General features: G+C 44.3%; 10 protein-coding genes. 1 reads left to right on the top strand and 9 read right to left on the bottom strand.

What is annotated here, in order from left to right:
• Window positions 1-202: 202 nt before the first annotated feature.
• From PLH26_RS14365 to PLH26_RS14345, 5 genes are all read right to left on the bottom strand, one after another.
• Window positions 203-1,909, bottom strand: coding sequence for a glycoside hydrolase family 32 protein (locus PLH26_RS14365; protein WP_324586723.1), 1,707 nt, complete (start codon window positions 1,907-1,909; stop codon window positions 203-205).
• A gap of 30 nt (window positions 1,910-1,939) precedes the next feature.
• Entirely contained in the window at window positions 1,940-3,529 is a 1,590-nt protein-coding gene (locus PLH26_RS14360) for a RagB/SusD family nutrient uptake outer membrane protein (protein ID WP_324586722.1), read from the bottom strand.
• A gap of 21 nt (window positions 3,530-3,550) precedes the next feature.
• Window positions 3,551-6,847, bottom strand: coding sequence for a TonB-dependent receptor (locus PLH26_RS14355; protein ID WP_324586721.1), 3,297 nt, complete (start codon window positions 6,845-6,847; stop codon window positions 3,551-3,553).
• A gap of 241 nt (window positions 6,848-7,088) precedes the next feature.
• A complete protein-coding gene (locus tag PLH26_RS14350) occupies window positions 7,089-8,288 on the bottom strand; it encodes a FecR family protein (protein WP_324586720.1) in 1,200 nt (399 codons plus the stop codon).
• A 151-nt stretch (window positions 8,289-8,439) separates the two neighbouring features.
• Complete coding sequence (locus PLH26_RS14345; protein WP_324586719.1) at window positions 8,440-9,003, bottom strand: RNA polymerase sigma-70 factor; 564 nt, start codon at window positions 9,001-9,003, stop codon at window positions 8,440-8,442.
• Window positions 9,004-9,420: 417 nt separating this feature from the next.
• On the opposite strand from PLH26_RS14345, the gene PLH26_RS14340 reads away from it, so the two are divergent.
• Window positions 9,421-10,503, top strand: coding sequence for a quinone-dependent dihydroorotate dehydrogenase (locus PLH26_RS14340; protein WP_324586718.1), 1,083 nt, complete (start codon window positions 9,421-9,423; stop codon window positions 10,501-10,503).
• Here PLH26_RS14340 and PLH26_RS14335 read toward each other — a convergent pair.
• The 4 genes from PLH26_RS14335 to ffh form a co-directional block, all read right to left on the bottom strand.
• Window positions 10,477-10,632: a hypothetical protein gene (locus PLH26_RS14335; protein ID WP_324586717.1), complete on the bottom strand. Its 156-nt coding sequence runs from the start codon at window positions 10,630-10,632 to the stop codon at window positions 10,477-10,479. The two genes, PLH26_RS14340 and PLH26_RS14335, sit on opposite strands and share 27 nt — an antisense overlap.
• A gap of 153 nt (window positions 10,633-10,785) precedes the next feature.
• A complete protein-coding gene (gene rimM, locus PLH26_RS14330; RefSeq protein WP_324586716.1) occupies window positions 10,786-11,307 on the bottom strand; it encodes a ribosome maturation factor RimM in 522 nt (173 codons plus the stop codon).
• A 92-nt stretch (window positions 11,308-11,399) separates the two neighbouring features.
• On the bottom strand, window positions 11,400-11,834 hold the full coding sequence (rpsP, locus tag PLH26_RS21805; RefSeq protein ID WP_324586715.1) for a 30S ribosomal protein S16: 435 nt from the start codon (window positions 11,832-11,834) through the stop codon (window positions 11,400-11,402).
• Between the two features lie 102 nt (window positions 11,835-11,936).
• Complete coding sequence (ffh, locus tag PLH26_RS14320) at window positions 11,937-13,256, bottom strand: signal recognition particle protein (RefSeq protein ID WP_324586714.1); 1,320 nt, start codon at window positions 13,254-13,256, stop codon at window positions 11,937-11,939.
• Window positions 13,257-13,432 lie beyond the last annotated feature (176 nt).

The following is a 13,432-nucleotide window of genomic DNA, read 5'->3' as shown; positions in this document are numbered from 1 at the left end:
TCTTCAGCACATCCTCTTCCAACAGCCTGTTTCCCCGGAAGCCTTCTTTGCCGGTTGTTCTGAAATTAGCTATAATAGCTTCTGCTATAGCTGTATTCCATTGACCGGTATTCATCCGGCCCGCTGCACCGATTAAGCCCAGGATACATCGCGCGTTGTCATCACCATAGAAAACAGGATGAGCGTTAAAAGCAACGCCTGTTTACTTGCCATTAATCCTTTTTTCATTCCAAACAGATTTAAGCCCGTGCACTTCAAGCTTTTTGAGGATAGTTTTGCGGTTCTCTGTTAGTCCTTTTGCAAAAGCTTTGATCTCCTGCTTCCCGTTTACAGCGTCAAGAGGCTTTACAAAATACAATTCTCCATCATTAATAAAAACTTCTGCAATGGTTTTATCAACTATCACTTCCATCTTAAGGATATCCCCTTCCTGAGGATAAGTAATGTTGTTTAAATGCTCATTCCTGTTGTCATAGGTAATCTCATATCCATTTATGCTCAACCCGAATTGCCGGCTATCGCCTCTTTCAAATACGGCAACGATATTCAATACCTCTCCTTTTTCCGCAGCAACGAAAGCACTATTATTTTGATCCAGAACAATGTCTTTATAGACATGGCTGTTTTTATGTAAAGTCTTTATTTCCTCAACAGGTGAAGGGCAAAGCAGATAGGTGTTGTATTTTTTCTTTAGCTTCAATGCCACCGGAAAAGCCATGCACTGGTTAAAGGGCATGCCCGGAGCGGAGACCCGCGCCCAGGCGACCTGGATCTGCCTGCCGTCTTTTGCCGGTATGTTTTCATACAGTTGGGAAGCATAAAAAGCCCCGCCGCGATCATAATCCGTAAGATCCTGCTCTACCGTAAACTTCTTCCCGTTAAAATCGCCTACCTTGTATTTTCCGCTTCCTCCGTAAATGATCCACTTTTTTGTGGAAGGATCTCCTTCCAGGGGAAGCTGGAAAAGATTCGGGCATTCATAAAAACCCGGCAGCACAGACTGGAAAGTCCAGCTCTTCAGATCCGACGAGGTATAAATGGCTATTCCATATACAGCTCTCTTTTGGCCCGGCGATCCCATGTCTTTTGTGTGAGATTCGCTGTATACTGCCATTACCCAATGTTTACCGGGTGCATACCAGAATACTTTAGGATCGCGGCCCTTATGTTTCAATACAGGATTTCCTTCATACTCCTTAAAGGTCTTTCCATTGTCGTAGCTAAGCGCTATGCATTCACCACGCCCTGTACTGGTATAAAATACGATGATGGGATCAATGCCGTTTTGCCGGAACCCGGAAGTGTTCCGGGGATCTGTAATTGCAGCACCGGAGAATGCTGCGTCGTCATGGTCTGGTGTGTACCAGGCCTCACCCGGTTGCTCTTTCCAGTGAAGCAGATCACTGCTGACCGCATGCCCCCAGTGCATATTCCCCCAATTGGTGCCATAAGGATTATGCTGATAAAATAAATGATACAGCCCATTGGCAAAAACCAACCCGTTGGGATCGTTGTTCCATCCTCTTCTTGATGTGAAATGAACCTGCGGCCGCAGCTTTTCTTTGTACAGGCTGTCTTCTCCCGGAAAACTGCCGCCGGAAAATATGTCATCAAATCCTTTTTGCTGGCTTCTTAGACCTTCTGCCCGAACCGTAAGCGCTTTTCCCCGGTAAGGAGATGCATCAAAGAATACCCAGTAATCAGGTTTACCTGCCGACAGGTGAATAGTAAACTCATCAATCACCTTACCCTCAAAAAGGACCTGTGCTTTTTTGAGACCATCCTTCATGGATACAGGAAAATTTAAATACCTGTCATTTTTCCCGATCATGATTTCCCGTGTGCTGGTCTGGCTATAAGAAAAAGGGGCAAATATCGGCAACAATAAAAGAAGCAACGTATGTTTCATAAAGCCATTGTATTTCAACACCGGTGACACTCAATACCCCGGGTTTTGTTTCAGATTTGGATTTATTTCAAGTGCAGCGGTCGGTATCGGGAAAAGTCTCCTGTTAGGATCGCTGTCGGTTTTAAAGCCCCATTGCTCTTCAAATTTTCCAAAACGGATCATATCGTTGCGATGCCATGTTTCCCCGGCCATTTCCCGGCAACGCTCTTCGTAAACATCTTCCAGGTCAACGGAAGTAAAAGGAGCAGCATTTCGTATAGTACGTAATTCATTGATCAGCGAAAGGGCAGTTTGTCCATCTGTTGGGGAAGCGCCCCTGGCAATTGCTTCAGCCTTCGTGAGGAGAATATCGGCATACCGGAAAAAAGGCACATCGTTGTCCTGGCTCCTGGTCAGAGATGTGCTGTCGGGGTAAAATTTATTACACCGATAACCTTCCGCCCAGCTCTTCTCATCATTCCCTAAATCAAACGCAGGTAAATTTTTTATGATAATATCAGGCGACAGTTCGAGCTGCCAAACATATGTATCACCGGCGTCGGCTCCGGTATAGTCCTCATCATATCCTTTCCGGGTAGTCGTTATCAAAATGGGATTCCCCGCATAATCATATTGTTTTCCCTTCAGCCAGATATTGTTCCTGACATCGGTGGGATCATTATAGTAAGCATAAAACTCCGGCAATGTGCTTATGCTGCCGCTGGGGGTATAAGGCAGGCTATACTTGTCTCTCATCGCCCTGTGCAAATTATAACGTGCCCAATACATGGTATAATCACCGGTGGTAAGGGAGTTATCGTAAGGAATAGCAAAGATGAATTCTTTTGCCTGAGGACCGTTATCCGGAAAAAACATCTTGGTGTAGTTGGATTCTAACTCAAATTTATTACTCCTGATAATGCTGTCGCACACCGCTACGGCATCCTGCCACCTGGGCACCCCGGTATATGCTTCTGCATTGATGTACATTTTAGCCAGCAAGGCAAACCCGCAGTATTTATTCGGCATGCCGTAATTACCCTCCACGTCCACAGGCAAATAAGGCAATGATGCTTTTACTTCTTCCTCAACATATTTGAAAACTTCGGCTCTTTCAGTTGTATAAACCGGATCGCCACTGCCGAATCCTTTTACAACTGGTACATTCCCCCATAAATCCATCATAAGAAAAGTGCAGATCGCTCTCATAACACGTACCTGGGCAATGCTGCTCTGCTTGAATTCAGATTCCGGAGCCGGTTCAAAATAATACAGAACTTGATTTGACAGGCTTATTGTACTGTTCAACCAGGCCCACACATCTTTAACATTGGAATGATCTTTATTCCAGGTATGCAGATGAAGCTGCTGATAACGACCGCCGTCCAGCCAATTACCGCCCCGTGCCGGCAAGATCGCTTCATCCGTGCTCAGGGATTGCATAAACCAGTAAGGCCCCGCAAATTTCTCCCTGAACTTGCTGTAAATAGTGCCGCTTAACTGAAGAAAGTGTTTTTGCTCCGTCGGAAAAGATTCAGGCGAGAGTTCTGTTTTAAGAGATACATCCAGGTCACGGCTGCAGGAGCCCGCTACAATAAGGATGATAGCCGAAAGAAGCGTTAATTTATTTAATTTTTTCATCGTTTTAAATTCTGTTAATGATTAAAATGATGCATTAATACCAAACATTACCACGCGGGTTTTGGGATAGAAATTGTTGGCATCTACTCCCGGTGCAAGTCCTCCCTGGTTAATTTCGGGGTCAATCCCTTTGTAGGGAGTGATCACGAAGAGATTATTCCCGGTAATATAAATCCTTAGCCGCTTAATGCTGTTGCTGATATAAGGCAGCGTGTATCCCAAAGTTGCATTGTCAAAACGCAGATAAGACGCATCTTCGATCCAGCGGTCTGAATAACGCGACGAGTTATAATCGCCTGTTGACGCCGATGCCAACTGTACCGGGATATTTTGTAACCGGGCGGAGTTTGGTGCATTAAGATTAGCCCAGGTAACATTGAATACTTTGGCTCCCAATACGGATCTTAAAAAAATATTAAGATCGAAGTTCTTGTATTTGAATGTGTTCGACCAACCAAGCAGGGCTTTAAGCTGTGCATCGCCACAATAGTAGTAATCTTCTATGGCCTTCAGATCACTCATGTCAGCCGTAATATCTCCTTTATGATCATAATATTGGGAAACACCGTCTGCATTTTTTCCCGCGTATTTGAAGGTATAAAACTGGCCTATCGGCATGCCGGCTTTCAGTATCTGAATGGTTACGCCGCTTTGCCCGTTTCCAACAGCTTCCGTCATCAATACATTATCTTTCTGGAAAAGGTCATTCGACAGGGAAACAACTTCATTCCTGTTATGAGAGATATTGAATGATGTTTGCCACTTAAAGTTCGCTTTCTGAACCGGCGTACCGCTCAATATCAACTCGACGCCTTTATTGCTCATTTCTCCCACATTTGCCGTCATACTGGAAACAGGGTAAAGGCTGGGATCAACCGCATAGCTGTATATGATGTCTTTGGTGATCTTCCTGTAATAATCGAGGCTGCCTTCAAAACGTCCGTTCCACAGCGAAAAGTCCAGTCCGATATTTGAAGTAAATGTTCTCTCCCAGTGCAGGTCCGGATTGGGATTTTGAATGGCGCCATACGCTTTCTCCAATCGCCCGTTATAATAAAACGAGCCAACAGGACCGAAAAGCATTTTGGATGAGTATGGACCGATGCCCAGTGAGTTACCGGTAACTCCATATCCAAGCCTTAGCTTCAGATCGCTGAACAGTGACTGGTTTTCCATAAACGGCTCATTGATCACGCGCCAGGCAACACCTGCAGCAGGGAACCAGCCCCATTGATGATCTCTGCCGAAAACACTGCTTCCGTCATGCCTGATAGATGCCTGAAGCAGGTAGCGGCCTTTGTAATTGTAGTTTAACCGGGCAAAGTCGGAAATAAGCAGTGCCGGTGTATAATAGCTGCCTATACCGGCCCGGTAAGTAGGAATAGCATAGGGATCACTCATTCCCAGATTGTAATAGCTCACCTCATCGGAAGGGAAATTGGTGGTCGTTCCCGAAAGGCTCTCACGAATGCTTTTTTGATAGGAATATCCTAATACTACATTGATCTCATGCGCATTAAACCTTTTATCCCAATCGAGGTACGTTTCAAGCAACTGGTCGTTGTTTTTGGAAGTGCTGCGACTGGCTACCCCGTTTTCACCACTCAGGAAATGATAATTTCCTGTACTGCTACCGGGCTCAGGCACAATACGGATATCCCGGTAGTGCTCCGTATAATACTGGTTGTAGTAGGAGCCGCTCAGGTAATCAGACCCCTGATAGGAATAACTCAGGTTGTAAGTAAACCCGAAAGGCAACTTCGCTTTTGCCGTAAAAACTCCGAGAAAAACGGAACTTTTAGCATCTTCTGTTGCATTATCAATGACGGATACCGGATTGATGTACCCTCCCCGGGAGAAGTTTTCATAATAAGATCCGTCAGCATCCCTTACCGGCACTGTTGGAAGATAGGTGAGCATCTGCGATAAAACAATATTTCTGAAAGGAACATTACTCGACTTCGACACCTGGTTGGCAGCAGTAACGCTCAATTCCAACCGGTTATTCAGAAGCTTCTGCTGCAGGGAAATCCGGGCGATCGTTTTTTGCACCTTGCTTTTCAATAAAATCCCCTCTTCCTCAAAGCGATTAAAGCTGGCATTATAAGTCAGGTTGGCACCGATGTTATTGCTCAGTGAAATATTGTGATTATGAGAAAATCCGGTACGCATCACTTCATCCTGCCAGTTTGTATTGGCGCCAAGGTCGTCTCTCGGGTCCAGCACCTGATTGTTTTTTGCCAGAAAATCACGCAACTGATCAGCATTCATCATATCATAACCGTTTGATCTTTTTTCAAAGCCCACATATCCGTTATAGGAAATGACCGGCTGTCCGCCTTTTGCCTTTTTAGTGGTGATGATAATAACACCATTGGCAGCCCTGCTGCCATAAATAGCAGTTGCCACAGCATCCTTAAGCACATCTATAGACTCTATATCATCCGGAGGCACTACTGATGTAGAGGCGCCGGGAACACCATCAACAACAAACAACGGACTTTGAGCACCACCCCGTAAAGTGGAAGCGCCCCGTAAAATAATCGCCGAACCCGCAAGAGGGTCGCCATTTTTCGTAATGTTCAGTCCGGCAACCTTGCCCTGGAGCAACATTCCTATGTCTGTGGTGGGAGCCTTGTTCAGTTCCTCCTGGCTAACAGAAGCGATCGAACTGGTTAAGAAACGGCGACTTTGGTCACCGTATCCTATGGCAACTACTTCTTTCATCCCAACAGACTCCTCTTCCATAATAACATTAATCACTTGTTTTCCTGCACCCGCATTCACCCTCTTTGTCTGGTATCCCACACTGGAAATCTCAAGTACAATACTACCTTCATCAGGAACAGTCAGCGTAAAACGTCCATCAATATTTGTCATGGTCCCTGTCCTGGTGCCCACTATCAGCACCGATGCATTCTGCAAAGGTTCACCTTGCTGGTTAACCACCCTTCCATGGATATCAACCTGCAACGGGGCCGATATCTCCTGAACAGCTTCCCCATCTCCTGCAGGGCCGGGATCCTGCTTTTGGGGCTGGATCACTACTGTTTTTTCGATAATCGTATAGGTAAGCGGTTTGCCTTTCAGACATTCTTCAAGCGCTTGCTGAAGGGTTACGTTCCGTACGTTCACGGTAACATTTCCTGCTTTTTTTATGAGTTCGTAGGTAGATACAAAATCATAGCCGCTTTGCCGCTGGATTTTTTGAAATACTTTTTGTAAAGGTGTGTTGTATTCGGAAAGAGTTATCTGCGAATACCCTTCTGCATGTACCTGCATGCATGCTGCTAGTAATATAATTGCAGTCAGCTTCATGATTCTCAGTATTGATTTTGGTATTTCCGGTGAAGGAAGCCGGCGATAAATATGAATCTTTAAATCCATAACTTTGTTTAGTTTAGGTTAAGTAATAGTAGTCTTTAGCGATCTATTATAAGGTTAACCTGAACGTTCAGCCGGGTTGTGGCGCAAACACTTCCCGGTTTTTTCTGCGGTTAACTTAAAAACACTCATAGAGCATTGTGTCAACTGTAATATTGCCGTACCACCGGCGGGGTCAGGGCATAGCCGGTATCACCACGATCCTGTTTTCTTCTACCCGGAACTTTACTCCACCTGTTGCCTCCAGTATTTTCAACACCCGGGACACATTCACATCCTTTGAAATGGTTCCCCAGAAACGTTGACTGATGCTCCCTTTATATTCGATATCTACATTATACCATCGGGATATCTGGCGCATAATGGTGCCGATATCTGTATTTTCGCTGAACCGGAACTTACCGTCCCTCCATGCCATCACTTCTTCTACGTTCACTTTATCCGATACGTTGATACCATTTGTTGCGCCATGGCTGATGCTTGCCTGCTGACCCGGCACTAACAATTTTGAGACATTTTTTTTATTAACCCGAACAGAGCCCTCCAGCAATGTGATCCGCTCCGCAGCTTCATCTTCATATGTATTCACATTAAAATGAGTGCCTAAAACACTTATCGTTACATCATCATGCTGCACCCTGAAAGGCATTGCGGCATTATGCGCTACTTCAAAGTAAGCCTCCCCGGTTATTGTTACCCGTCTTTCCTTGCCGCTGAATGCCGTAGGATAAGTAAGGCTGGACCCTACATTAAGCCATACCCTACTGCTATCAGAGAGGATAAGGTTTAACGGTTTGCTCCCCCTGGGAACGTGGAATGTATTATACCCCACTGCTTTGGTATCGTTACCTGTATAAGCTATCTCCCCGTTGGATCGTTTGACTATACTTACGTTGCCCTGCATAGCGAGCTTTCCATCAGCGGTACCGTCTACTTCAATGCTGGTGCCATCGGCTAAGGTGAGTACTGCTTTGCTTGCTGAAGGCGGGGCAATGTCTTTTTGTGACGGTGATATAGCTGTAACAACAGGCTGTTTTGTTGAAGAAAAATAAACGTAATATCCGGTAAACAATACGACCGCTGCCGCAACTGCTGCTGCAGTTATCACGGACATCCTTATCCTTCTTATTTTCGCAGCCGGCCGCGCAGCTCCGGATGCCTGCATAACACGGGCATATATCGTATTACAATCTGCATCGGAAAGTTGCTTTGCAGGATGCTGCTGATTCCAGATATCCCATACAAAGTCCTTCAGCCCGGCATCTTCACCCGCTTTAAGGATCCATGCCATCAGCTCATCCTCTTCGGCAGCAGTGGATCGTTCGGAAATATAAGCCTCCAATAAGTAAAAAACCCGTTCTTTGGGCAGCGCCATATCGTTTTAATTTTAAATCCCGTATCAGGCAGATACACAAGGGAGCCGTTTGTACTACTGGTGTCCAATTTTTTTTTGGAATATGAATTCGGAGGTGAAGTGTCGGCGTTGCCGCTACAGGTTTTGTGGTTCCTCTTTTTTTACTGTAGTTTCACCTTCCACCCCATATTGCATTTATTACCACGAAGACCAGCGAAGACTTACGCAGAAAGGTATGAATAAATTTAAGTGCTTCGGAGAGGTGGTTTTTAACCGTATTGGGTGATATTTTCAATTGCCGGGCGATGTCTTCTCTTTTCATACCCTCTTCTTTACTCAGCCTGAACACCAGTTTTTGCCTGGGCGGTAGCCGGGTTATTGCTTCGGATACCCATTCACTGCATTCGTGGGCAATTATCATTTCATCGGTAGTATTTTCGGATGCCTCTATAGCCGGTACCGATCGTAGAAATTTTCTTTCCAAAGCCGTTTTCCGGTAATGATAATACACTCTTCTGTAAACAGCGGTAAAAAAATAAGAAGAAGGATGGTCAACGTTCAGCAGACGCTCACGATTTTTCCAGATGTTCATAAACACATCCTGTACGATATCTTTTGCAACCTCATCCGATCGCGTCATTTTAAGGGCTACGGCATAGAAACGCTCTATATACATCCCGAACAACTTCGTGAATGCCACTTCATTGCCGGATGCAATCTCCGCCAGCAACTTCATTTCATCATATTGTGGGCAATCAGGCAAGTCGTAACTATTGTTTAAAGGATGAAACCGACACTGACTCAAAAATAGATAAAATATCGTTACTGCACCGATGGAATGCATTTACCTTACTGTTACGGCAGAATAAGCTCCAATTGATCAATGTCCATTATAGTTTGTTCTGTATCTGCAAAGTAATTGTGTAATCCACGGTTAACCTTATGAACAGCCAGCTACCGCTTACCAGATCATATCCGTACTCCGGGGCTCCTATCTGATTGTGGCATTGCTTTCCATCACGCGGGCGACAGGAACAACACCACACGCAGGTTGCCGTCGCCGGCGGAAGCACCGGTAGGCGCAATAGCCCTGTTCAGGGCCGTAAATACGCAATGCACTTTTATAAATGCATTTGTTAACTTCGCCCCGGCTATGTATATACTATTGCGCAGGATCCTTTTTCTCTTCCCGCCTGAGTGGGTTCATTATTTTTCTATGAATGTATTAAAGGGTTTGTGCAGCATGCAATGGATGAGGAATCTTATCAAAGGGCATTTTGCTCCCCCGAAAAACGACCGTTTGGTTACAGTGCTCCGCACCCGGCATTCTACACTCACATTTTCCAACCCGGTAGGACTGGGCGCAGGTTTTGACAAAAATGCAAAATATTTGAGGGAACTGGAATGCCTCGGATTTGGCTTTGTTGAAATAGGAACGGTTACGCCAAAGGCACAGGCGGGAAACGATAAGCCGAGACTGTTCCGTTTACCCAAAGACAAAGCGCTGGTCAACCGGATGGGGTTCAATAACGACGGAGCGGCAGTTGTTGCTGAAAGATTGCGCGAATGGAAAAACAGGCAGCCTTCGGCAAACAATACTTTACCATTGATAATCGGGGGCAATATTGGAAAAAATAAATCAACTCCCAATGAAGAGGCATGGAAAGATTATGAGATATGCTTTGCCGCTCTGTTTGATTTTGTTGACTATTTTGTTGTGAACGTTAGCTCACCCAATACGCCGGGGCTAAGGGCATTGCAGGAAAAAGACGCACTCATGAAGATATTGTTGAACCTGCAACACATTAACAACACAAAACCCAATCCCAAACCTATACTGTTGAAAATTGCACCCGACCTAAACGATGAGCAGATCAATGATGTGACAGACCTTGCCCGGGAAATTCAACTGGATGGTATAGTAGCCTCCAATACTACCATAAGCAGAGAAGGATTAAAAACTGCTGCATCTGCAATTGAGGCCATAGGTGCAGGAGGGGTAAGCGGGAAACCGGTGCAACAAAGATCAACACAGATTGTGCAACAAATTACCCACCAAACCGCCAATACTGTACCTGTTATAGCCAGCGGCGGTATTTTTAACGGTAAGGATGTTCTGGAAAAAATGCAATCCGGCGCAGATCTGGTACAGGTATGGACAGGTTTTATTTATGAAGGTCCGGGGATCGTAAAAAAAATATGCAGAAGTTTAATATCGGGTAATTTCCCCCGTTAATGCCGCATCAACAGAGCGTTTCCTGTTATCATCATCTTTCCCGATATCACGCAATGCGTGTAATATTATAATAGCAACGATAACCAGCAATAAGGTGATCACGCTTCCCGGTTTTTTTCTGCTTCTCATGTTATAATTGTGCCTGGTACCTGTAGCCTGTGTGTAATTTGTGATCGTGTTGTGAACCATCTGTATATCTAACAGCAACTATTAAGCCAACACGGTGTAGCTGCATATTAAATTATTGGGAGATGCGGGCTATGTGAAAATTTAATACCCGGATTAACTGTTCCTGTAAATTTCAAGTAATCCATCCGGCAGATCAACAAACACCTTCCGGTTTTTATTATCCACTCTTTGCAATGTTTGCGCATGCAGCGGTATTAATATTTCTTTTTCTCCAAACATAATTTTACAAAGTACCTGGTGGGGCTGTTCTATTACTTCATTTATTTCACCGATGTCTTCACTATTGTGTATCAAATGATAACCCAGCAAAGAAATAGGCGCCGACCTGGCAGCGAATTTTTTAAAATCCTTTTCCTCCATCCATATTTCTTTCTGTACGATTTTTAAAGCTGCTTCGCGTGAATTGACATCTTCAAGTTTAAAGTATACTTCCTTTTCATTTTTTATACGTGAGGATTGAACAAAGTAGGGCAAAAAAGAGGTTTTGTGCTCTTCAATGAAAATGGCCGCTATGCCTTTAAGCGAGGTCTTTTTTCCCAGGCCGTGCAACAGGATCATCTCGCCCTCCAATCCAAATGCTGAAACAACTTTTCCTATTTTAAAATATTCGGGCATTACCTGAAACCGGATTTTTTCTGCAAAATTGCAATAAAAAAAAGCCCTGCATATATGCAAGGCAATTTAATTAGTTGAACAAAACTTTATAATCAGTTACCTTCTTCTTCCTTTTGTTCAGTTCTCCTTGGTGCAACAGGTCGTCTTGGCCTTCTGGCTTTAGCGGCTTCTTCCTGTTTTTTCCTGATGCTGCCTTCATGTTCTTCGTGCCATTTCTGGAACTTGTCCATAGCAGTTGCTTCATCAAATAAACCCAGGCTTACACCACGCAGCAAATGTTTGAGATACAAAACTCCTTTGTAAGACAAAATCCGGCGAACGGTATCTGTTGGCTGGGCTCCTTTTTGCAGCCAGTCAAGCGCTTTTTGCCTGTCTAACTGAACAGCGGTAGGTTGTCCCAATGGATTGTAGGTGCCGATCTTCTGGATGAATTTTCCATCCCTTGGCGCACGGGCATCGGCTACCACTATAAAATAGAAGGGTCTCTTCTTGCTCCCGTGACGTTGTAGTCTGATTTTAACAGCCATAAAAAATAAACATTTTAAATGGGTGATACATTATGGTTTCTTTCTTAAGGTTTGCGAAGATAAGCCTTGCAAACTATTTATAAAAATTAAAAGTACAAAAAATCAACGTTTTCCAAAACCCATTCTTCCCATAGGCATCTTATTCATCATTTTCATCATCTGTTTCATTTGTTCAAACTGTTTCATAAACTGGCTCACTTCTGTAAGATCTTTTCCTGCCCCTTTGGCGATCCTTGCTCTGCGGCCGGGGTTTATTGCATCGGGGTTTGCCCTTTCAAAAGGGGTCATCGAATTGATGATGGCTTCTATGCCTTTAAAAGAATCATCGCTCACATCAATATCCTTTACAGCCTTTCCCATACCGGGTATCATCCCCATCAGGTCTTTGATATTCCCCATTTTTTTTATCTGCTGCAACTGGTCCAAAAAATCCTGGAAGTCAAACTGGTTTTTCCGCATTTTTTTCTGCAGCCTGGCAGCCTGCACTTCATCAAACTGTGCCTGCGCCTTTTCTACCAGCGTGGTGATATCACCCATTCCCAAAATACGTTGTGCCATCCTTTCCGGATAAAAAACATCCAGCGTATCTAATTTTTCACCGCTGCTGATAAATTTTATCGGTTTTTTAACCGTATACTTGATCGACAGGGCAGCGCCGCCGCGGGTATCGCCATCCAGCTTGGTAAGGACCACCCCGGTGAAGTCAAGCCTTTCATTAAAAACCTTAGCCGTATTTACTGCATCCTGTCCGGTCATGGAATCCACAACAAAAAGGATCTCCTGGGGTTTTACCGCGCTTTTAATACCCTCTACCTCCTGCATCATGATTTCATCTACCGCCAAACGCCCCGCAGTATCTATAATAACAACATTCTTATTATTGCTCCGTGCCTCTTTTATAGCATTTTGAGCAATAGCTGCAACGTCTTTATTTTCAGGTTCGCTGTATACATCTACATTGATCTGCTCTCCTAATATTTTTAACTGGTCAATGGCTGCAGGGCGATAAATATCTGCCGCAACCAACAGCGGAGATTTTCCTTTTTTTGTCTTAAGATAATTGGCCAACTTACCGCTGAACGTGGTTTTACCGCTTCCCTGTAATCCGGCAATCAAAACAACAGCAGGATTTCCGGTAATATTAAACTCACTTTCTGAGCCTCCCATCAGCTCAGCCAGCTCATCCTTAACAATTTTAACCATTAACTGGCCGGGGCTTACCGCCGTAAGTACTTTTTTACCGAGCGCTTTGGTTTTTACCGTATCGGTAAACTCTTTGGCTATTTTATAGTTCACATCAGCATCAACCAATGCACGGCGGATATCCTTTACCGTGTTGGCGATGTTCAACTCGTTAATTCTTCCTTCCCCTTTAATTTGCTTAAAGGCTGAATCTAACCGTTCGGACAATGACTCAAACATAACTGGCTTATTTAATCATTCTTAAAGGAAAGCAGCAATACCGCTTATTTGCAGGTATGCCCCGGCTTTCCCGGCATAAAAAAAGTGAACAGCATCAAATTGTTCACTTTCGAAAACCCTGCAAAGTTAAGATGAGTAGAATTATGTGCCTAAATAAGTTTTTAAAAGTTTACACC

Origin of the sequence: Agriterribacter sp. (genome assembly GCF_035444585.1) — a bacterium.
Classification (GTDB): domain Bacteria; phylum Bacteroidota; class Bacteroidia; order Chitinophagales; family Chitinophagaceae; genus Agriterribacter.
This window is presented reverse-complemented; position numbering and strand designations above follow the sequence as displayed.

Coding starts and splice junctions, on each gene's coding strand:
- PLH26_RS14355 (WP_324586721.1), bottom strand. CDS start 6,847: ATGAAGCTGACTGCAATTATATTACTAGCAGCATGCATGCAGGTACAT.
- PLH26_RS14340 (WP_324586718.1), top strand. CDS start 9,421: ATGTATATACTATTGCGCAGGATCCTTTTTCTCTTCCCGCCTGAGTGG.
- rpsP (WP_324586715.1), bottom strand. CDS start 11,834: ATGGCTGTTAAAATCAGACTACAACGTCACGGGAGCAAGAAGAGACCC.
- PLH26_RS14365 (WP_324586723.1), bottom strand. CDS start 1,909: ATGAAACATACGTTGCTTCTTTTATTGTTGCCGATATTTGCCCCTTTT.
- rimM (WP_324586716.1), bottom strand. CDS start 11,307: ATGCCCGAATATTTTAAAATAGGAAAAGTTGTTTCAGCATTTGGATTG.
- PLH26_RS14345 (WP_324586719.1), bottom strand. CDS start 9,003: ATGAAGTTGCTGGCGGAGATTGCATCCGGCAATGAAGTGGCATTCACG.
- PLH26_RS14360 (WP_324586722.1), bottom strand. CDS start 3,529: ATGAAAAAATTAAATAAATTAACGCTTCTTTCGGCTATCATCCTTATT.
- PLH26_RS14350 (WP_324586720.1), bottom strand. CDS start 8,288: ATGGCGCTGCCCAAAGAACGGGTTTTTTACTTATTGGAGGCTTATATT.
- PLH26_RS14335 (WP_324586717.1), bottom strand. CDS start 10,632: ATGAGAAGCAGAAAAAAACCGGGAAGCGTGATCACCTTATTGCTGGTT.
- ffh (WP_324586714.1), bottom strand. CDS start 13,256: ATGTTTGAGTCATTGTCCGAACGGTTAGATTCAGCCTTTAAGCAAATT.